This is a genomic window from Leptolyngbya sp. GB1-A1, assembly GCF_039962475.1.
Taxonomy (GTDB): Bacteria; Cyanobacteriota; Cyanobacteriia; order Elainellales; family Elainellaceae; genus Leptolyngbya_A.
Window position 1 is genome coordinate 16,051 of the sequence record NZ_JAMPLI010000024.1, and the last position, 21,067, is coordinate 37,117.

The window sequence follows — 21,067 nt, forward strand, 5'->3', positions numbered from 1 at the left end:
ATAAACCGGAAAAACCAGGAGTTAACCATCCGCATATTTGCAGGCAGGAAACATGGCACGGGGATTATTTGTTGGGCTGGTGACGCTGGATTTGATTTATTTAGTGGAGGATGTGCCCGATCGTAATCAAAAGCAGGTCGCGCTGGATTATGTGGCAGCAGCGGGGGGTCCAGCAACCAATGCGGCAGTGACATTTAGTGATTTGGGGAACGAGGCTCAGGTGTTGGGGGTGCTGGGGCTGCATCCAATTCGGGAACTGATTTTGGCAGATGTCCAGCCTTGGGGGGTGACGATCGTCGATTTGCAGCCCGATCGCACCGATCCGCCGCCGACTTCTTCGATTTTGGTCACGCAATCGACTGGGGAACGGGCAGTGATTTCGCTCAATGCGGTGCAGTCTCAAGCAGACCCGGCTGTGATTCCGCCAGAAGTTTTGAGCAGGGTGGATGTGGTGCTAATCGATGGGCATCAAATGAGGGTCAGTGAGACGATTGCCCAACAGGCAAAGGCACAAAATATCCCGATCGTGGTGGATGGTGGAAGCTGGAAACCCGGATTCGAGCGGGTGTTGCCTGAGGCAGACTTTGTGATTTGCTCGGCGAATTTTCGTCCACCTGGAAGGGAAACCATTGCGGATGTGCTGGATTATCTGGAATGGTTGGGGGTTCCTCACAGTGCAGTCACACAGGGAGAGCAGCCGATCGTTTATCGCAGGTTGGGACAGTCTGGCGAGGTTGTAGTTCCTAAGGTGCAAACGGTCGATACGCTGGGGGCAGGTGATGTGTTTCATGGCGCGTTTTGCCATTTCTGCTTGCAGTCAGAGTTTACAGAAGCATTAATGCAGGCGGCTCAGGTTGCCAGTCGTGCCTGTACTGCCTTTGGGACGCGATCGTGGATGAGACCCAAACCCTTATAAGTTTTGATGTTTCTAGAGGAGGCAGAAAGATGGGCGATTCAGGCCGGGGAAGCGGTAGCGATGCCTTTATAATGAGCGGAGTAATAAACGAACCGCCTAATCTTAGCCTAATCTCAGAAGGCGTTTGAGCAGTCGTTTCACCTGGTAGATCAGAGGAGTAAACGTGGCAATTCCATCCGTGACCTCGCAGACGCTAGATTCAATGCTGCCCATTGCCCGATCGATCGGATGGGGGGCGGCCAAAATTCTGCGGGCTTATTACCGGGGCGAACCGATGCAAGACGGCAGCGTCCGGGAGCTCAATATTCAAGACAAAAAAGATGGTCCGGTGACAGCAGCAGACCTGGCAGTCAATCACTATGTGCTGAGCAAGCTGGAGGCGGCATTTGGCACAGAAGATTTTGGCTATCTCAGCGAGGAAACCTATAAGGCAAAGGCTGCCCCGGAACCGTTGCCCCACGGCTGGGTCTGGATTCTCGACCCGCTAGACGGAACCCGTGATTTTATTGACAAAACTGGAGAATTTGCCTTTCATCTGGCACTGGCTTATCAGGGTCGTCCGATGCTGGCGATCGTGGCTTGCCCAGAGCTGAATAAGCTTTATTACGCGACCCTTGGCGGCGGCACGTTTGTAGAAACGCCAGACGGGGCGGCAAAGCCGATGCGCGTGTCGGACTGTGAGCAAATCGCCGACTTAACGGTGGTCGTTAGCCGCACCCATCGAGACGATCGGTTTAACGCCATGCTAAAGCAGATACCCTGCCAAAATCAGCTTGCAGTGGGCAGTGTCGGCGGTAAGATTGCAGCGATCGTCGATCGGCGGGCGGATGTGTATATTTCGCTGTCGGGCAAGTCGGCTCCAAAAGACTGGGACATGGCGGCTCCTGAACTCATCCTGACCGAAGCAGGCGGCAAATTTACCCATGCAGACGGCTCGCCTCTACGCTACAACCAGGGCGATGTGAGTCAGTGGGGCTGTTTGATTGCCAGCAACGGAACCTGCCATGAGCAGCTTTGTACAATCGCCTCAGAACTGCTGGCTGAGGGATAGCCGATCGACCTTGCTAATGGGCATTGCTGATGGGGATTAATGTTCCGCTTCGAGCATTTGCCGCGCCTGGACGAGTGCCTGTCTTTGTGTCGGGGTGATTTCGGGGTAGGCTAAGTTGAGCTGCTCCATCGTTTGCTGAATCACAGCCGCAACGACCAGGCGCGCATACCACTTACGATCGGCAGGAACAATATACCAGGGCGCGTGTTCCGTACTGGTGTGATTGAATACGTCTTCAAAAGCGTTCATATAATCATCCCAGTATTGTCGCTCTCGGACATCGTTGGCAGAAAATTTCCAGTTCTTCTCTGGTTCATCCAATCGTTTCAGAAAACGTTTCTTTTGCTCTTCTTTCGAGACGTTGAGGAAAAACTTGAGAATCACAACGCCGTTATTCGTCAGATATTTCTCAAAATTGTTAATTTCCTCGAACCGCTGCTGCCAAATGTTTTTGCTGTGTCTCAGTCTGTCGGGAAGCTGCTGGCGATCGAGCAGTTCAGGATGCACGCGCACCACCAGCGATTCTTCGTAGTAGGAACGGTTAAAAATCCCAATGCGACCTCGCTCTGGCATATTTCTGGCGTATCGCCACAGATAATCGTGGTCCAGATCTTCGGCAGAAGGCTGCTTAAAGCTAAACACCTGACAACCCTGGGGATTGATGCCCGACATGACGTGCTTGATTGTGCCATCTTTGCCTGCCGCATCCATTGCTTGAAAAATGCAAAGTAGCGCGTAGGTGTTTTGGGCGTAGAGCTTATCTTGAAGTTCACCGAGCCGCTTTACCCCCTGAAGTAGCAGTTCATCCGATCGCGCTTTCAGTTCATCTTTTGAAAGGTGAAGATCTTGGGTTTCTAGTCCTGAAATAAAGCGCGGATCATAGTGTTTAAGTTTAATCGAAGAATTAGGCTTGACAAGAAATGGATCAAAGTTCATAAAAATATTCCGATTGAGGCGGGCGAATATTCCAATGAGCTGATCTTAGAAGTCCAGTGGAAATTCATTATCCTGCGTCAGGCTGGACTTTGAAAGGAATCATTGCCTGATGGAATTCGCCACAAGATAGAATTCCTTGCTCCAGCAGCGTTAACACCTCTTCAAGCGAGAACGATCGATTTTCCTGAATTGCAATCGCCTTCATTGCCTGACTGAGCTGCTTGTATTGTTCTGAGGTCAGCGGCATTTGCAGATAGTGTTCAAACAGATAGCGAAAATTGCTCATCCCGCTATGCTTGCCAAACCAGATTTCCACCTGGCTATAGGGCAGGCTGGTGTAGCTGTGGCGATCGCGCAGCAGGGAATGGACGTGAATCCCCGTTTCGTGATGCTGTGCTTGAGGCGAGTAGGGCGCATGGGCACGAATCCCCTGATGGTGCAATTTCTCAGCGACCTGCGCCACTGCACTGTAGCGAATGCCCGCCACCTCCCAGCCGAACCGCAGCTTTAAGCCGTTGAGCACCTGCTCTAACGCCACATTCCCCGCCCGTTCCCCGATACCGCCAAAGGTTCCAGAAATACCCGATGCTCCAGCTCGAACTGCCTGAATCGTGTTTTCCAGTGCCAAGCCCATGTCGTTGTGAAAATGAACCGCAATTGGCGTTTGGGGTGCGTATTGCAGCAAATCGTGAATCCAGACATAGGTTTTTTCGGGCGTGAGAATGCCGACCGTATCGCACAGAAGAATTTGCTCCACATAGGGCGCAAAAGCGGTCAAACACTCGACCAGAAACTCAAAATCTGCCCGACTCGCATCTTCAGCAGCGAAGCAAATCCGCAAGCCCAGATTGGCAGCATAGCGCAAATGATCCACCACTTTGCCCATCATCTGGCGACGAATTCGATCACGAAGCGCAGAGGGCAATGATTCCCGGTATGCTTTGCCTGCATACAGCGGATGGCGATCGATTTCCGGGTCGCGCAAAAACAGCAGGTGATCGGACACCGCATGAAACAGAATAATTTGCTCCACGCCACAGCTTTTCGCCTGGTCGATCGCGCTATAGGTCATTGGGGTGGAAGCGGCAAGGCGATCGGCAAGCCCCTCAGTGACTAACATTTTGACCAGTTCAGCTTCCGTTTCGTGAACCGCAGGCATAAGAGCAATCTGGTGAACGCCTGTGGCAGCAATCTGATGGGCAAGACTGCGTTTTGTTTCCGCGCTGAAGCATAAACCGACCTGCTGTTCTCCGTCGCGCAGCGTCTCATCGGAAATGGTCAGATGAATGATCTCCATGCGCTTAGGACAGGGAGAAACCACAATTGAGCAGGCTTATTGTGGGTAAGCAATCCCAAGGTAACCAATCCCAAGGTAAACAGTCCCATTGAATGATGGTGAGATACCGCTTGCCAGACCCTAAAAACATGAATTTCTCCTCACACCAAAGACATCTTGAGAAAACACCCTGATAGACTGTCGCATCCTCTTCAGAAATTGGTGTATCCCAATTCACGGAATGACATTCTAGATGGTTATAGAGTATCAGAGGTGATTTATGAAGAGAACTTGAGGGAAATTTGGATTGTTCTTGAGCCAATCTTTCACTAATTAGCCAGGTTGCTAACTGGGTAGCTCACTAACCGGGCAATAAAAGAATTTTCGTTCTGAATTGCCCTAAGCACATGTTTGCCTTCAGATGTTTGCCTTGAGCAGATAAAAGCTTCAAACTCTCTTTTGGTTCCTGATTCGGCGTTGCTGAATCGAAGTATAAAGACACAACTTGAGACGCTGCATCGCCCCCTAAATTCCGCAATGCTGGGGGACTTTGAGGATCAGTTCCCCCCAAAATTAGGGGGCTAGGGAGGCGTATCATACTCCAATTCAGCAACGCCCCTGATTCAAAAGGGTTTGGGGGCAATGCAGAAGATTCACCACTGCTCAAGCTCTCCTCACCTTTAACTGTTTAACGCGAACTGTTCAACGCGCCAAATCCTGCTGCGAATCTGCCATCCCAAAGAGTCGTCGGACGATCGGCTTCATTACAGCAGGAACCACATGAAACGCAGTCGTCCAGAAGTTCGCCGTACCAACCAGGACATCGTTTTGTCGATGTTCGATCGCCCTTCGCAGCGTTTGGGCAACAAATTCTGGGGTTTCCAGAAACGGACTGTGGAACGCTTTATACATCAACTCAAACCGATTTTTGGCGTCATCGCCGCGAAAGAGTGCCCGCTCATAAAGCTGCGTTCGAATAAAGCTGGGATAAATGCCGCAAACCTGAATACCTTTCGGTTCTAGCTCGGCTCGCAGAGATTTTGTTAAGCCTGTGAGCGCGTGTTTGCTGGTGGAATAGGGAACCTGATAAGGAATCGGGTCAAGTCCGCCGATCGACACCACATTGACGATCGTGCCGTTTCCGCGTGTCAGAAAGTGCGGCAGCAGTGCATGAATCGTGTGAATATAGCCCCACAAATTTGTATCCAGAATCGTGTGCCAGTCGTTTAGCGACGCATCCTCGACTGGACCCATGTAGTAAATTCCTGCATTGTTCACTAGCACATCAATTTGTCCTGCCTGAGCAATGGCCTGCTGCATTAACTGTTCCACTTGCACCGGATTGCTAACATCCGCAGAAATCGGGTATGCTTGCTGTCCCAGATTTCGCACTTCGATCGCAGCCGCTTCCAGGGGTTCCGGTTCGCGAGCAACTAGGACGATAGTATAGCCGTGCTTTGCCAGCTCTAGAGCAGTAGCTTTTCCAATCCCTTTTGATGCGCCTGTGACTAGAGCAGTTTTCGTCATGAGAAATTGAGTGGAGGAAAGTTGCTGATGATCCTACTCAGCCGATCGCCTCAATCACCTGCATCGCCCGGACGACTTCTATTCCTCCATCGGACAGAAAATGAGCAAGCGCAAATTAAACACGAATCACGATCTTGCCAAAATGCGTCCCGCTCTGAAGATGCTGATACGCTGCCTTTGCCTCTTTCCACTCAAAGATGCGATCGATCACAGGTTCGATTTGGTGTAGCGTCATCACCCGATTCATCGCCTCAAACATTTCGCGGTTGCCCACGTAAATTCCCTGCACATCAATACTTTTCATAAAAATCTGGGCATAGTTCACGTCGCCCGCTCCTGCCACCACCCCGATCAGGCTCACCCGTCCACCGATTCTCACCGATCGCAGCGATTTATCCAGCGTTCCGGCTCCGCCCACTTCGATTACCTGATCCACACCTTCGCGATCGCTCAATCTGTAAACCTGTTCTTCCCAAGCAGGATAGGTTTTGTAGTTGATGGTTTCATCGGCTCCCATCGCTTTCGCCCGCGCCAACTTTTCATCGCTGCTAGAGGTAATGATGACTCTCGCGCCGTTGATTTTGGCAAACTGAAGCGCAAAGATAGAAACTCCGCCCGTCCCTAGCAGCAGCACCGTTTCACCGGGAATTAAGTGACCCCTGGGGACAAGAGCGTGCCATGCCGTTACCGCCGCACAGGGTAAAGTTGCCCCCGCCTCGTAAGATAAATACTCAGGAAGCTTTACCACCCCATCTTCATGCAGCAGCACCAGTTCTGCCAGCATTCCGTCGATCGCCCCACCCAAAGCCGATTTCGTTTTCTCGCGGGTTAAGCTGCCCGACTGCCAAGCCTGAAAAAAGATGCCTGCAACCCGATCGCCCACCTTGATTCGCGTGACACCCGCACCCACTGCTACGACTTCGCCTGCACCATCTGATAGGGGGACGATCGGAAGCTTTTGTCCGGGATAACTGCCGCGAATTACCGCCGTATCGCGAAAGTTGAGCGAGGTTGCCCGCACCCGAATGAGTACCTGTCCTGCTCCGGGCGTTGGATCAGGAAGTTCAACCTGTGCTAAGCCATCCAGCCCGTCTGCGGTTTGAATCTGATAAGCCTTCACTCAAGTTTCTCCAGGAGTTCTTTTTCTGATCTTCTGGGAAGCAACTGTTCGATCGCCCATTCAATTATCGATCGCATTATTTATTGATCATTCTTCATGATCAGAAGCAGACGATCGTAATATTCTCAGCATTTCCTAAAATCAGTAAAAAGTTACTTCTCTATCTTCAGAATAAATTGCTCTATTTCCTTAGACAGGTTGCTCCTTGTGTAAAGACTGATTACGCTACTCTCAGTTTACGGTGCTGCGCTCCACAGCCACTCCTATTCCTCCCTATTGATGCGATTTAATGCGATCGATGAAAACAAAGCCATTTCCGCAAAACGTTCAGCTTCAAAATGCTTCAGATGTTTCATCTGTCGAAGATTTACTGATAACAGAACAAACAGCACCTTTTCGAAGCTTTAATAAACGAATTGTCGCGCTGTTTCAAAACTTGGGAACGTTGGCTTTATTAGCGATCGCATTTCCCTTTAATCTCACGGTTGTTCTTTTATCGCTGCTGTGGAGCTGGATTAGTCGTCCTTTCCAGAAACCTCGTACGGTTGCTGAGTTTCCCAAAACGGTATTAATTGCGGGAGCAAGAATGACCAAAACGCTGCAACTGGCGCGATCGTTTTATGAAGCCGGACATCGCGCAATTATTATCGACACTGAGAAATTCTGGCTGAACGGTAATCAATACTCGAATGCAGTTGATGCATTTTATACAGTTCCTGACCCTGCTAAAGATTGGGAAGGCTATCAACGAAAACTGCGATCGATCGCTGAGCAAGAGCAAGTTGATTTATTTATTCCGGTTGCCATTTTTGCAGTGATTTACCCAGACGGTGTCAATGAACATCCGCTCGAAGGCTACTGTGAAGTGTTGCACTTTAATGCCGACACTACACGAATGCTAGACGACAAATTTGCGTTTGCGGAAAAGGCGCGATCGTTAGGCTTATCCGTTCCCAAATCGTTCAAAATCACTGCACCAGAACAAGTTTTGAATTTCGACTTTTCACAAGAGCAGAATCCCTACATTCTCAAAAGCATTCCCTACGATGCTGTGCGTCGCCTGGACATGACTAAACTGCCCTGCGCCACGCCTGAAGAAACGGCTGCTTTTGTGAACAGCTTACCGATCAGCGAAGACAAGCCCTGGATTATGCAGGAGTTTATTCGCGGCAAGGAATACTGCACCCACAGCACCGTGCGGAACGGCAAATCAACACTCTACTGCTGCTGTCCCTCCTCGGCGTTTCAAGTGAACTACGAGAATGTCGATAAACCCGAAATTAGCGACTGGATCACCCGTTTTCTCGCAGGCGTTGACGGCATCGGACAGGCTTCTTTTGACATCATTCAAACCGAAGATGGAACCGTTTACCCGATCGAGTGTAACCCTCGCACTCATACGGCAGTGACGCTGTTCTACAACCACCCCGGCGTCGCAGATGCTTACCTCAATCCAGAACCCCCCGCCGAACCCCTACACCCGCTTCCAGATGCCAAGCCGACCTACTGGCTCTATCACGAACTCTGGCGATTGAATGAGGTGCTATTTCCCCGAAAGGGAACTGCGAAGCAACCGATCAAACAGCTTCAAACCTGGTTGAGCAACATCACAAGCGGCACAGATGCCCTGTTCAGAGTCAACGATCCCCTCCCGTTTCTAATGGTGCATCACTGGCAAATTCCCTTATTGATTCTCGAAAACTTGCGCCAACTCAGGGGATGGATCAGAATCGATTTCAATATTGGTGAATTGATTGAGTAGTGAATCAGAATTGAAATTGGAGGATAAACACGATTAATTCTTGCAGGATCGCTTAGCGATAGTGTAGCTCACGGTGTTTTAAGCCTTTAGATTTCAAAGCTTCTCGATGAGTAAGACACTCTAGAGCCATTACACCAATATGGCGATTGATGAAATAGCGACTCATTACGTCGAGGGAGAGGTATTTGGCTCCAGCAATTAGCCTCAGGCAGTTCGATGCACCACAGAGGCAGATGAAGGGAGAAGTCATATCCCATTCAGTGCTGGGGTAGAAAAAAGATAGCTCGTCTCCAGGCTGGATGTCTCGCGCTGCTTTAAGCTCCATCCGGGTAGTATCAACAATGACATTGGGATCACAGCTATGATTCAGGTTGGCAAGACAAGCGTAGTCTTCAATGCTAGAGTCGTAGCTGATCTGAATGCTCGTGTAGGTGGGCTTGGCAATAGTTTTGTAGCTGCTCATCTTGTAAAAGGTTTCACCCTCGGAGATTGGCATTGTTGCGATCAACTGCTTGCCTTTTCCATCGATCGCGGCTTTCACTTGCATCATGAATTTCTCCTCACTCTTAAAAATTGTGAATCTCGGCTGTAGAACAAGGGATTAGAGCGCGATTTAGCTAGCGGCAGCTAAGGCTTGTACACTTTCCTGTAGCTCCTGTTGAACGCGCCGGAAAAACAGCATCTGAACATCGATGAAATGAGCGAATCCCTGCCTTGCCCACTCCCCAATCTGCTCCTCCGTTGCGTTGCTATATTGAATTGCTTGATTCAGTGCTAGCAGTGCATCATCGGAGTGATCAGCTTCTACTCCCCGCGTCTCGAAAGTGCCATGAATCGCAATCCAATACCAGGGGCTAACCACTCCCTGTGGGTATTGCACCTTGCTGCGCCGGATAAATTGCCCAAAAGAATTTTTTTTCTGTTCTGAGAAGAACACAGCGTTGATAATACTGCACTCATTACTACCAATGGTTTCAGCTCCAGCATGAAATCCGATCGCTCGCACTAGGCTACCAAGGTCATCTGGGCGGGCAGCATATCCTTCTCGCACCTCTTCCAGTACCTTAGGGAGCCACGCACCCGCTTGGGCAATTTGGTTAACTTCTGCGGGAGTTAGATTGGCGTATTCTGCCAGCTTGTCTAACAGTGCATAGGACAATGTTCGATGGGAAACTGCTGTTCTGGGATCGCGGAACTCCTCGATTGAAGCAGAAAACACATGGGCTGCAACATCCATACTGCGTTCGGCGTGAGCTGCGATCGTACAATTTTGATCTTTAAATAGAGGACTTGAGCCAATCACACTGGCAAGTTGCGGCACCAGAAAGCTGTAGGTTCTACCATAGGTGACAAATCTCTGCATAAAAGTGTAGAGGGTCTTAGGACTGACCACAGCCTCTCTACAGGAAAGCTCCATCACCCGATTGATGGAAGGCTCGTCAAACCAGCACTGCAAGGTTTCTAGCGTAATCATTTTTAAGCCTCACATCTGTGGAAATTTGATTGTTTGTCGCAAAAGCGAACCTACACTGCGTTAGTGGAGCAGCGTTTAGACCCGCTCAAACTCAATGCAAAGCCAGCTATTCTCAGGAGAGTGACGATCGCGCTCAATCACTCCTTCTAAGGAGAACAGCATAGGGCTGAAAAAGTTAGCATGAACTGCTGTCAAATGATGTTGACAACCAGTTTGGTACTAGAAAGCTTACAAAGACATCAAACTGATTCAACGTTTATTGAATCAAGCACATAACCCGCACTTGTGCGCCAAGAAAAAGCCTGTGCGAACTTTTAATGAATCACTTGAGGAACACAGAGGGGTGATACTCGGTTGCTAACAGGGAACATCAGCAGGGATGACTTAGTGCATCCATAATTTCCACAATTCTTATAATTTTCCAAGGAAATGGGATCAGTAATCCCACGGAAATTAGTCTATTCTCATCCTTGCCTGGCTGCTTCTCTTCACACTTATCAAACTGATAAGGGGTATAAACCGATAGTTATGACTATCCAGCTTATAGAAATCTTTAAAAGACCTAGGCAGCTTGCCCGGCACTACTCAACCTTCTGAAGCGGGGTCAGCTTCGGATCGATAATCTTCTGTCCCATGCCGGGAAACTTGATCGCGAGACAGGCTTTGTTTCCAGCTCCAAAAATGTGCGTCACCTGACCTGTGCCAAACGATCGATGAATGACGCGATCGCCCACTGTCCAATCCTGCTGTGGATAGCTGGGGGAACTGGCCGCCTGTTTGCGAACTTCCCGAATTGGTGTGGTCATCTTTTTGGGAATTGCATTGGCAACGCTGCTGAGCAAAAGCTCCTTCGGCAGTTCCGCTAAGAATAGGGATGGACTGGCAGCTTCGCGGGAGCCGTAGAGTCGCCGCTCGCGGGCATAGCTGAGGAACAGGCGCTCCTGGGCACGAGTAATGCCGACGTAGCAGAGTCGCCGTTCTTCTTCCAGGGATTTTGGGTCTTCCAGCGATCGAAAATTGGGAAATAATCCCTGCTCCAGCCCAACGAGAAACACGACCGGGAATTCCAGACCCTTCGAGGAATGCAGCGTCATCAGCGAAACTTTTTCCTGGGCAGCTTCGTTCAGGTTATCCAGGTCAGACGCGAGCGAGGCATTTCCCAGGAAGAGCGACAGATTCGACTCTTCGTTGTCTTCCTCGAATTGCAGCACGGCGTTGTAAAGTTCCTGCACGTTTTGCAGCCGCTCCAGTGCTTCGTCGGTTCCTTGTTCGCGTAAGTCCTGCAAGTAGTGGGAATCATCAAGAATGCCCTGCACAATCTCCGACGCTGAAGAGCCTTCGATCTTCGACTGCCAGTATTCAATCATCCGACCAAACGCTAGCACAGGCTTCGCCGATCGCCCTGCCAAAGTCTGTACCGAAGTTTCATCGCTAAGGATTTGCCAGAGGGGAACGTTTAGCTCCCTCGCAGCTTTTTCGAGCCGATCGATCGTCGCCTTCCCAATTCCCCGCCGAGGTACGTTGATAATCCGCTTCAGGCTGATCGAGTCGTCTGGGTTTGCAATCAGGCGCAGATACGCCAGCACGTCTTTCACTTCTTTGCGATCGTAAAACCGCAGCCCGCCGACAATGTTGTAAGGAATGCCATATTGCACCAGCACTTCTTCAAACGCCCGCGACTGAGCATTCGTGCGGTAAAGAATTGCAAAACTGCCCCAGTTTAGCTCCGGGTTGACCAGCTCCATTTCCCGCAACCGATTCACCACAAAGTTCGCTTCCTGAATTTCGTCGTCGGCGCGATAGCAGTAAATTGTTTCTCCCGATCCGCGAGTCGGACGTAATACTTTATCAATTCGCTCAGTATTGTTTTCGATTAGCTCGTTTGCTGCCTGGAGAATATTTTCAGTCGATCGATAATTCTCCTCTAGCTTGACCATTGTGCGCGTATCGTCATCTGGTAAGCCATCACCAAAGTCATCCTGAAAGTTCATCAGAATCGTAAAATCAGCCGCCCGAAAGGAATAAATCGACTGATCTGCATCACCCACCACGAAAATCGATCGATAATTCCAGTCGTTAAATTTCTTCGTATCTTCGCCATTCGTGACGAGTAATCGAATCAAGTCATACTGAGTGCGGTTCGTATCCTGATATTCATCAACCAGAATATGTCTAAACCGTTTATGCCAGTATGCCAACACCTGATCATTCTGCCGGAATAAACGCACAGGCATCAAAATCAGATCGTCAAAATCTAGCGCATTATTCTGAGCGAGCCGCTGCTCATACTCGGCGTAAATATTTGAAATCACCCGTCCGCGATAGTTGTTCTGCTCCCGCTCCAGGTCGCTCGGCGAATAGCCCTGATTTTTAGCATTGCTGATCGCATAGCGAACCGATCGCGGCTCAAATTTCTTATCGTCCAAATTTTGATTAACGACGATTTCTTTGACTAAACTCTGCGCGTCCGACTCGTCCAAAATTGAAAAGTTACGGTTCCAGGAATAGCCCTGCTCACTCTGATACTTCTCGATGTCAAACCGCAGAATCCGGGCACAAAGGGCGTGAAACGTGCCAATCCAGAGTTCTTTCGTAATGGTTTTATAAACGTGCGATCGTAGCCGAGTTTGCTCAAACGGCGCAAGCGCATCCATTGGCTTTCCGTACTTTTGCTCCGCTTCCTGTTCAGAAAACAGCTTCTCGATCCGCTCCTTCATCTCCTTCGCCGCTTTGTTCGTAAAGGTGACAGCCAGGATATTTTCCGGGTCAACGCGATGATTCATCACCATATTGGCAATCCGGTAGGTCAGGGCGCGGGTCTTCCCCGATCCAGCTCCGGCAACCACAAGCAAAGGACCACAGTAATGCTCAACGGCACGCCGCTGGGAAGGATTGAGATGACTGGTAATGTCAACGCGCATGAGAATCCAGAGATGAAAAGACAGGAGGAGCAGTTCAATAGATCTAACCGCCGATGATATATCTTATCGTCTGCGTCTAAGGATCGATCGCCTTTCGCGGGGACGATTGCCACCAATGAGAGACGACATTGTACCTAAAACTTATGAGGAGAGTTAGGGTTCCTTCAAAGGATTAATCGCCGATTTACTCATATTTCAAATGTCTTAATCTTGCATTAAAAATATATTGGACATTACCAATCGCCCCTCCTAATCTGGAAGAGTTAGGTCTAACATCAGCACTTCAGCAAACGAAAGCACCACTGCTCGTTTCACAGTCCTCCAGAATTAGGGGATCTAGAGGGGAGAAACCCTCCAGCCACCTGTCACACATCCTTGAGTTCACACATCCTTGAGTAAGGACGATCGCCGCTATGAGTAAGGGCACACTGTTCGATAAAGTTTGGGATCTTCACACCGTCAACACGCTTCCCTCAGGACAAACACAGCTCTTTATCGGGCTGCACCTGATCCATGAGGTTACCAGTCCACAAGCGTTTTCGATGCTGCGCGATCGCGGATTAAAAGTGCTGTTTCCCGATCGCACCATTGCCACGGTGGATCACATTGTGCCAACGATCAGCCAGACGCGTCCGTTTGTTGATCCGATGGCGGAAGAAATGATGCAGGAACTCGAAAAAAACTGCAAAGAGAATAACATTCGCTTTTATAACATTGGCTCTGGGGGTCAGGGCATTGTTCACGTCATCGCTCCCGAACAGGGATTGACGCAGCCCGGCATGACGATCGCCTGCGGAGATAGCCACACTTCCACGCATGGTGCATTTGGCGCGATCGCCTTTGGCATTGGAACCAGCCAGGTACGGGATGTTCTTGCTTCGCAAACCCTGGCACTCGCTAAGCTCAACGTCCGCAAGATTGAAGTCAACGGGACCCTGCCCACCGGAGTCTATGCCAAAGACGTGATCCTCCACATCATTCGCACCCTAGGCGTGACGGGTGGCGTGGGCTATGCCTACGAATTCGCTGGAACGACCTTTGAGCAGATGAGCATGGAAGAGCGCATGACCGTCTGCAATATGGCGATCGAAGGCGGTGCCCGCTGCGGCTATGTCAACCCCGATCGAGTCACTTATGACTATCTCAAAGACCGCAATTTCGCACCCAAAGGACCCGAGTGGGATCGGGCGATCGACTGGTGGAATTCCCTTCGCAGCAATGCCGATGCTCAATACGATGATGTCGTCGTGTTTGATGCCGCTGACATTCCGCCAACTGTTACCTGGGGCATTACACCCGGTCAGGGAATTGGGGTCAATCAAACGGTTCCCACCCCGGAGGAGTTGTCGGACCAGGATCGGGCACTGGCTCAAGAGGCATACAGCTACATGAACCTGCAACCCGGACAGCCCATTCAAGGAACGGCGATCGACGTTTGCTTCATCGGAAGCTGCACCAATGGACGCATCAGTGATTTACGCGAGGCTGCCAAAATTGCCAAGGGTCGATTTGTTGCGGAAGGCATCAAAGCGTTTGTCGTTCCCGGCTCCGAGCAGGTGAAGCAGCAAGCAGAAGCCGAAGGGCTAAACGAAATCTTTGAAGCGGCAGGCTTTGAGTGGCGAGAACCGGGCTGCTCGATGTGTCTGGCCATGAATCCCGATAAGCTCGTCGGCAACCAAATTAGCGCATCTTCCTCTAACCGCAACTTTAAGGGACGACAAGGCTCTGCGTCCGGTCGTACCCTGCTGATGAGCCCGGCAATGGTGGCGGCAGCGGCAATCATAGGCAAAGTTACTGATGTCCGAGCACTGCTCTAATATCCCTTCCTTCACTGGAAATGCTGCAACACTGGTTGTTTGGCAAGACCTCAGAAATGGCAGATGAGCCAGGAGCGTTCGTTTTAACCGGACGCAAGACAGCAACTTCCTCTTTGCTCAAAGCCTGTGAGGTCGAGAACGAACCGCTACCCTAGAGCTGATTCCCCTTCCTCACCTCCTCATCTCCTACCCCCTCACTCACCCACCTACCCATTTCCCTACCCACTTACCGATAAGGAGAACCTCATGAGCCAAATCCAAACCCTTTCTGGTCGCGCCGTTCCTCTCATCGGCAACGACATCGACACCGATCGCATTATTCCTGCCCGTTTCCTCAAGTGCGTTACCTTCGACGGATTAGGCGCACAGGTCTTTGCAGACGATCGCGATCAGATGCAGGGACAGCATCCCTTTGACCAGTCGCAGTATCAGGGCGCAACTGTTCTGGTAGCAAATCGCAACTTTGGCTGTGGATCTTCTCGCGAACACGCACCACAGGCAATCTCAAAGTGGGGCATTCGGGCGATCGTGAGCGAAAGCTTCGCCGAGATTTTCTTTGGCAACTGTGTCGCGATGGGCATTCCCTGCGTCACAGCAGATCCAGCAGTCGTGACAGAGCTACAGCAACGGATTGCGGCAAATCCTCAGGTATCAGTCACAGTAGATCTGGAAGCAATGCAGGTGCGGGTCAATGACTTTGTGGCTCCGGTGCAGATGGGAGCCGGACCTCGCAGTATGTTCCTCAGCGGAACCTGGGATGCTTGTGGTCAGCTCGTTGCCCAAGCCGATCGCATTCGTCAAACCGCCGCAAACTTGCCCTATGTGAGCTGGAGCCAGGCAGCTTCTTGAAACCTCTTCGTATCCCCTAATTATCCCTAAAAGAACAGGGCATACTGGATGCAGTGTGTCCTATTAAACTGCTATAACTCAAAAGATAAGGAATCGAGCCTTCGCTTAACGGTCTAGCACTGAATGATTTTCGGTGGATAGAGTGAAAATATAAGTAACTTTCTCAGGCTCGTAGCCAGTCCAATGATATGTTCTATTCGTACTCGCTGTTTTGGATTCGGGATCTCTGCTCCCGCTACCAATGCAGATTTGCTTTTTCACCCCAAATCAGCGAAATTTAACTCTCTCAAAGAATTTTTGAGGCTCCGCCAATGATTGAGATGAAAGTTGCTGGAATTGCCTTAGATGCAGTCTCTCGTAGCCCGATCGTCCTGCTACGAGATGCCTCCGAGCGTCGGCAGTTACCCATCTACATTGGTCAAGATCAGGCGAGAGCGATTATTAGCGTTCTGGAAGGGCAGGCTCCACCACGACCGCTCACCCACGACCTGATGGTGAATCTGATGGACGAATGGGGCATGGTGCTGGAAAAGGTCGTTATTCACTCATTGCAAGATAATACCTTTTACGCCATTCTTCAGATGAAGCAAGGAGAGGTGAAAAAAGAAATCGATTCCCGCCCCAGCGATGCGATCGCCTTAGCACTGCGAACCAAAAGCCCAATCTGGGTCATGGAAGAAGTCGTTGCCGATGCCTCAATGCCTGTCGATCGCGATGCTGATGAAGCCGAGCGCAAAGCCTTTCGCGATTTTCTTTCGAATTTGCGGCCGGGGGACTTTAATCAGGGCGGACGCTTTACCAAGCAGGATGAAGGTTAATCAAAACCAGGACATCAGCAGCCCTTCTTATCTTCTTATCAGATGGGCATCTCTTCCGTTCCCTCAGAAATAAAGCCCTAATAAAGCTCTCCACCCCTTCATTCAATCCGCAATCCTGAGCGACCCGATCGCGTCTCCGTAGAATTGTTCATGCAGTATCGTCGCTTCGGCAAAACAAATCTCTTTCTGTCGGTTTTTTCGCTGGGCACGATGCGCTACCTTGCCTCAAAGGAAAACGCGATCCAGACGATTCAGCAAGCGATCGATCGGGGCATCAACCATATCGAAACCGCCAGAGGCTACGGCAGCAGCGAACTGTATCTGGGGGCAGCGATTCGGGCAGGCTTGCCTGTGATGCGCGAACAGATTCACATCACGACCAAAATTCCCCCGACCCCCAACGCAGACGCAATGGCACGATCGATCGACGAATCCCTCGATCGGCTGGGGGTGGATTATTTGGACGCGCTGGGCATTCACGGCGTCAATACGGCAGAACAGTTGGACTGGGTTGAGAATTCACAGGGCTGTATGCAGGCAGTTCGAGCGGCGATCGCAGATGGGCGCATTCGTCATGTCGGCTTCTCAACCCATGCTCCTTTGGAAATTATTCTGAGGGCGATCGAGACGAATCAGTTTGAGTTTGTTAATCTGCACTATTACCTGTTTAATCAGCGCAATGAGGCGGCAGTGGCTCTCGCGCACCAAAAAGACATGGGCGTGTTGATTATCTCGCCTGCTGACAAAGGCGGAATGCTTCATACCCCTTCTGAAACGCTGGTGAACCTCTGCCAACCTTTCACGCCGCTAGAGCTAAACTATCGATTTTCACTCAGCGATCGGCGGATTACCACGCTTAGCTTGGGCGCAGCCAATCCACAGGAGCTAGAGACTCCACTACAGGCCAGCGAACGAACCGAACCCCTCACGTCCGCAGAACTCAAAACCCTGGAACGGCTGGATCTTCACCACCAAGCGACCCTGGGAACCGATCGATGCAGCCAGTGTTTTGCCTGTTTGCCCTGTCCAGAAAGTATCAATATTCCCGAAGTGCTGCGTCTGCGAAATCTAGCGGTTGCTTACGACATGACCGCTTTCGGGCAATACCGTTACGGAATGTTTGAAAATGCGGGGCACTGGTTTCCCGGCATGAAGGCAAATCGCTGTACCGACTGCGGCGACTGTTTGCCTCGCTGCCCGGAGCATTTGGATATTCCCACTCTGCTGCGTGATACGCACGATCGCCTGAGTGGGACACCCCGACGCCGATTGTGGGGCTAGCGGGCATATTCCAGGAACGTCTGCACCTTGCCATCAGGACGCAGCACCAACCGAATCTGCGGATTTCCTCCGTTGTCTGTAGGTGATACGAACGGCTCACCCATCAAAGGCATATTCGTGCGATCGAGGAAGGTTTCAGCCGCCTGACCCAAAGGCACAATTCGCTGAAGCGATCCGTCGGCGTTCAGCACCAGCCGATATTCCAGCGTTTGTGTGAGCTCGGTGGGCGGCTGCCAGTTCTGCTCAAAATACTGCCGAATCTCAGACACTTGAGGTACGGCATCAAATGCGGTACTGCTAGCTGCCGCTCCTGCTGAGTCTCCGGTTTCGGCTTCGGGCGCATTTGCCGCTGCGATACCCTGTTCAGCCGATCGCGCCGCAGAGCTTTCGATCTCTGGAATCGCGGTTATGCTGGGCTGCTGAACAGTTCCCTCAGGTGGAACGATCGCAATTCGCTCAGGTGGAGGTGGAGTAGTCGAGCGGGGCACTTCCACCACAGGCGGAGCCGGAGCAGGCGCAACCGGAACAGGCTCACGCGCAATTGAAACTGAGGGCGGAGGCGGGGCTGTTTGCACTGCTCCAGGGGGCGGAGCGGGAGGCTGCAGCGGAGTCAGTGACAGCGAAGGAGATGGTGATCCGGGCGGCGAGGGAATCGCTAACGGGGTCGGCGAGGTTGGTGTGCCCTGGCTCAGGTTGGTTTCGGTCTGCACCGAAGTAGATGCCGTTTGCAGGGGTGGACTGGAGACATCCATCACAAATTTCGCAATCGCCCCCGTCACGCCCACGGTCAGCACTGCCGCAGCCGCAATTCCTGCCCAGCCTGAAGGCGATCGCATCCAGCTGGGACGAGCTAACGACGGTAGGGTAACAGCATCAGATTGGTACTGATCAAGCGCGTTTGCCAGGTCAAACAATTGCAGCGTAGACAGCGAAACAGACTCGCCCGACTGCTCGATTGCCATTGTCCCTAAATGCAGACGGTGTGCCAGCAAACCCTGCGGCTCCAAAACCATTGCAGATTCGCTCACATTCGTTTCCGTCAGCTGACGCTGAAGCATAGTGGGTTCGAGCACCTGAAGCGCAGTTGCTCCTGCCTCAACCCTACGCTCCAAAGGAAGGGAATCGGCGGTCGATCGGCTCAGCCAGTTTTGCACATAGCCATCCACAGCTTCACACAGCGCTTCAAGCTGGTTCCGATCGCCCTGAAGCGTCACCTGATTCTCCGCAGGTAGCTTGGGGTCGTCCAGATGCAGCCGGAAGCGCAAATTCTTTAACACTGCCCGATCTGTCCAGCGAGACAGTGCCGACCCGGTTGCCATCACTTCGAGGGTGCAGGTCGGGGGGGTGTATCGGCGTAGAACGGTTTGGGGCATGAGTCGGGGAGGGGTGGATGAGTGGAGGGGTAAAGAAGCAGATAAGTAGGGAGGTGGGAGAAGGGTTAGGATTTTGAGCGATCGAGGAGAGCTATCCAGAGGCGGCGAGAGCCATTAGGGGCACTGTAGAACAGCAGATCGATCAGCAGTTTGAGGGCGAGATGGGTCAGATCGTCAATGGAAGCCGTGTCATCCTCCATCCGTTCCTGATAGGCGTTGCTAAAGGTATCAAGGTAATCCCCTAGCAAAGCGGCATGGTGGGGCGGCTGATTTTGCTCGGTTAACTGCTCTAGCAGCGCGACGGCACGGCGAATGAGTTCCTGATGCTGGTTTGCCAGCCGACAAATGATCATCACCAGCGATCGAGCTTCTTCCACATCGAGCCGTTTACGTCCCTGTCCCCGCCGCAGGGGGCTAGATTGCCGCAGTCGCCAGAGGGAAACGCGATCAGCCACCACCTCGCTCAAATTCAGGTCAGCCGCCGCCTGCAAGACTTCCTCTGAGCCGATGTTTGCCAGCGATTCGAGTGCGAGCAGCACTAGATCAAGCTGTGCCTTAATATTGTCGAGCTGACTCGGCTCTGGTGCATCGACCAGTTCCAGATCTGCCCAGGTTGGCTTTGAGGAGGGCTTTGCAGAGGGGGGCATAATTTCAGAATATGCAGAAACGCGAGGGTTGACAGCGCAGTTACAACTCTTGAAACAGGGTTTGAACAATTCCTGAACTCATTCAATTCCTGAACTCATTCCTGAATTCATTCTTGAACCCATTTCTGAGCCAGGACGATCGCGGGTTTTGTCAGGTTTCACCTTAAATCAATTAATCAATCAATTGACTTCTGAATCAAGGCAGCTTAGACAGCAGCTTTTGAGATTCGATTCCTTCGCCGCGCTATTATCCTATCGAACTCTCAGACCTTCAACGTCCTCTAGATAGGTGACTTCACACGGACTCTACCCGCTACTCCGCCCAAGACACCCTTTCGCTTCGCCCGTTTGCTTTACTCCGACTTCAAGTTGCCCTTTGATTTGCCCTCCTGCGCTGTAGTATCGTCTAAGAGAAGCATTGGAACGCATTGGATGAGACAGTTGCACTCTCGGATTCTGCCATTTATTCCGGTTCGATCGATTTGGCTAACCCTGGTATCGATTGTTTTAATGCTTCAGGTTTGGCTGATTTCTCCTGATTCGGCGGCTGCAACTGGCGTTTACAGTATGCCGTCTCTCAGGGCGGGAGAGCAAACCTGGATCATTGATCAGGCAGGGGTGATGAGTCGGGCAACGCGAGGAGAACTCAGCAACGAACTGGCAAACCTGGCAGACCAGACCGGAAACGAAGTTCGATTTGTTACGATTCATCGGCTCGACTATGGCGAAACGATCGAAACTTTCACCAAGCAGCTTTTTGAAAAGTGGTTTCCAACGCCAGAAGCCCAGGCAAACCAAACCCTGCTTGTATTAGACAATGTGACGAACAGCAGCGCAATCAGCACTGGAGCTGAGGTTCAGTCTTTGCTCACGCCTGAAGCTGCCCAGAGCGTGGCGCAGGAAACCGTCATGGTTCCGCTTCGCAACGGCAATAAGTACAACCAGGCATTTCTTGATGCCAGCGAGCGGCTAACGGCAATTTTGTCCGGTGAGGCTGATCCAGGTCCACCGATCGTGGAAAACAACGTTCAAACCGAAGGAACTTTTGCCCGCGCCGAAGAAACAGACGATCGCAGCGCAACGATGATTGTTGTAGTTCTGCTGCTGGCTGCCACGATTATTCCAATGGCGACTTACTACATCTATCAGGCGATTCAGTCCTAATTCAGCGTTTTTTGAATCCATTGCAGCCTGAAAAGGTGAAAGATCAAAGGGGGGCAAGCAGCCCCCGTCTTTGCTTTAAAGGCGACAAAGGCGACACAAATTTCAATGCCTGAAGGTCGCCTTACCTGAGGCTGT

Annotated in this window: 18 protein-coding genes; 9 read left to right on the plus strand and 9 right to left on the minus strand. The window is 51.2% G+C overall.

What is annotated here, in order from left to right:
• Nucleotides 1-52: 52 nt before the first annotated feature.
• On the plus strand, nt 53-916 hold the full coding sequence (locus NDI45_RS19765; protein WP_348248402.1) for a sugar kinase: 864 nt from the start codon (nt 53-55) through the stop codon (nt 914-916).
• Nucleotides 917-1,118: 202 nt separating this feature from the next.
• Nucleotides 1,119-1,967, plus strand: a complete 849-nt coding sequence (locus NDI45_RS19770) for an inositol monophosphatase family protein (RefSeq protein WP_348248437.1) — start codon at nt 1,119-1,121, stop codon at nt 1,965-1,967.
• A 36-nt stretch (nt 1,968-2,003) separates the two neighbouring features.
• Here NDI45_RS19770 and NDI45_RS19775 read toward each other — a convergent pair whose 3' ends face one another.
• The 4 genes from NDI45_RS19775 to NDI45_RS19790 form a co-directional block, all read right to left on the minus strand.
• Nucleotides 2,004-2,903 (minus strand): polyphosphate kinase 2 family protein, encoded by a 900-nt coding sequence (locus NDI45_RS19775; protein ID WP_348248403.1) that lies wholly within the window; start codon nt 2,901-2,903, stop codon nt 2,004-2,006.
• A gap of 67 nt (nt 2,904-2,970) precedes the next feature.
• Complete coding sequence (locus NDI45_RS19780) at nt 2,971-4,200, minus strand: 2-isopropylmalate synthase (protein WP_348248404.1); 1,230 nt, start codon at nt 4,198-4,200, stop codon at nt 2,971-2,973.
• Between the two features lie 681 nt (nt 4,201-4,881).
• Nucleotides 4,882-5,706: an SDR family oxidoreductase gene (locus NDI45_RS19785; protein WP_348248405.1), complete on the minus strand. Its 825-nt coding sequence runs from the start codon at nt 5,704-5,706 to the stop codon at nt 4,882-4,884.
• A gap of 115 nt (nt 5,707-5,821) precedes the next feature.
• Nucleotides 5,822-6,826, minus strand: a complete 1,005-nt coding sequence (locus NDI45_RS19790) for an NAD(P)-dependent alcohol dehydrogenase (protein WP_348248406.1) — start codon at nt 6,824-6,826, stop codon at nt 5,822-5,824.
• 298 nt (nt 6,827-7,124) lie between these two features.
• On the opposite strand from NDI45_RS19790, the gene NDI45_RS19795 reads away from it, so the two are divergent.
• On the plus strand, nt 7,125-8,588 hold the full coding sequence (locus tag NDI45_RS19795; protein ID WP_348248407.1) for an ATP-grasp enzyme: 1,464 nt from the start codon (nt 7,125-7,127) through the stop codon (nt 8,586-8,588).
• Between the two features lie 52 nt (nt 8,589-8,640).
• Here the strand turns inward: NDI45_RS19795 and NDI45_RS19800 are convergent, their stop codons facing one another.
• From NDI45_RS19800 to pcrA, 3 genes are all read right to left on the minus strand, one after another.
• Nucleotides 8,641-9,138 carry an SET domain-containing protein-lysine N-methyltransferase gene (locus NDI45_RS19800; RefSeq protein WP_348248408.1) on the minus strand — a complete coding sequence of 166 codons (498 nt, stop codon included), beginning with the start codon at nt 9,136-9,138 and terminating at the stop codon, nt 8,641-8,643.
• A gap of 63 nt (nt 9,139-9,201) precedes the next feature.
• Entirely contained in the window at nt 9,202-10,062 is an 861-nt protein-coding gene (locus tag NDI45_RS19805) for a hypothetical protein (protein WP_348248409.1), read from the minus strand.
• Between the two features lie 581 nt (nt 10,063-10,643).
• Nucleotides 10,644-12,983 (minus strand): DNA helicase PcrA, encoded by a 2,340-nt coding sequence (gene pcrA / locus NDI45_RS19810; protein WP_348248410.1) that lies wholly within the window; start codon nt 12,981-12,983, stop codon nt 10,644-10,646.
• A gap of 413 nt (nt 12,984-13,396) precedes the next feature.
• On the opposite strand from pcrA, the gene leuC reads away from it, so the two are divergent.
• The 5 genes from leuC to NDI45_RS19835 all read left to right on the plus strand — a co-directional run bounded on the left by leuC (nt 13,397) and on the right by NDI45_RS19835 (nt 17,748).
• Entirely contained in the window at nt 13,397-14,800 is a 1,404-nt protein-coding gene (gene leuC, locus NDI45_RS19815; RefSeq protein ID WP_348248411.1) for a 3-isopropylmalate dehydratase large subunit, read from the plus strand.
• A 20-nt stretch (nt 14,801-14,820) separates the two neighbouring features.
• Nucleotides 14,821-14,955 (plus strand): hypothetical protein, encoded by a 135-nt coding sequence (locus tag NDI45_RS19820; protein WP_348248412.1) that lies wholly within the window; start codon nt 14,821-14,823, stop codon nt 14,953-14,955.
• 91 nt (nt 14,956-15,046) lie between these two features.
• Complete coding sequence (leuD, locus tag NDI45_RS19825; protein WP_190793082.1) at nt 15,047-15,649, plus strand: 3-isopropylmalate dehydratase small subunit; 603 nt, start codon at nt 15,047-15,049, stop codon at nt 15,647-15,649.
• A 311-nt stretch (nt 15,650-15,960) separates the two neighbouring features.
• Nucleotides 15,961-16,467, plus strand: a complete 507-nt coding sequence (locus tag NDI45_RS19830; protein WP_190793083.1) for a bifunctional nuclease family protein — start codon at nt 15,961-15,963, stop codon at nt 16,465-16,467.
• A 150-nt stretch (nt 16,468-16,617) separates the two neighbouring features.
• Nucleotides 16,618-17,748 (plus strand): aldo/keto reductase, encoded by a 1,131-nt coding sequence (locus NDI45_RS19835; RefSeq protein WP_348248413.1) that lies wholly within the window; start codon nt 16,618-16,620, stop codon nt 17,746-17,748.
• Here NDI45_RS19835 and NDI45_RS19840 read toward each other — a convergent pair.
• Both NDI45_RS19840 and NDI45_RS19845 read right to left on the minus strand, forming a co-directional pair.
• Nucleotides 17,745-19,121, minus strand: coding sequence for a DUF4335 domain-containing protein (locus NDI45_RS19840; protein WP_348248414.1), 1,377 nt, complete (start codon nt 19,119-19,121; stop codon nt 17,745-17,747). The genes NDI45_RS19835 and NDI45_RS19840 overlap by 4 nt on opposite strands.
• Before the next feature lie 65 nt (nt 19,122-19,186).
• Complete coding sequence (locus NDI45_RS19845; RefSeq protein WP_190793086.1) at nt 19,187-19,768, minus strand: DUF3038 domain-containing protein; 582 nt, start codon at nt 19,766-19,768, stop codon at nt 19,187-19,189.
• A 432-nt stretch (nt 19,769-20,200) separates the two neighbouring features.
• Between NDI45_RS19845 and NDI45_RS19850 the strand changes: the two genes are divergently transcribed.
• On the plus strand, nt 20,201-20,932 hold the full coding sequence (locus NDI45_RS19850) for a TPM domain-containing protein (protein ID WP_348248415.1): 732 nt from the start codon (nt 20,201-20,203) through the stop codon (nt 20,930-20,932).
• Nucleotides 20,933-21,067 lie beyond the last annotated feature (135 nt).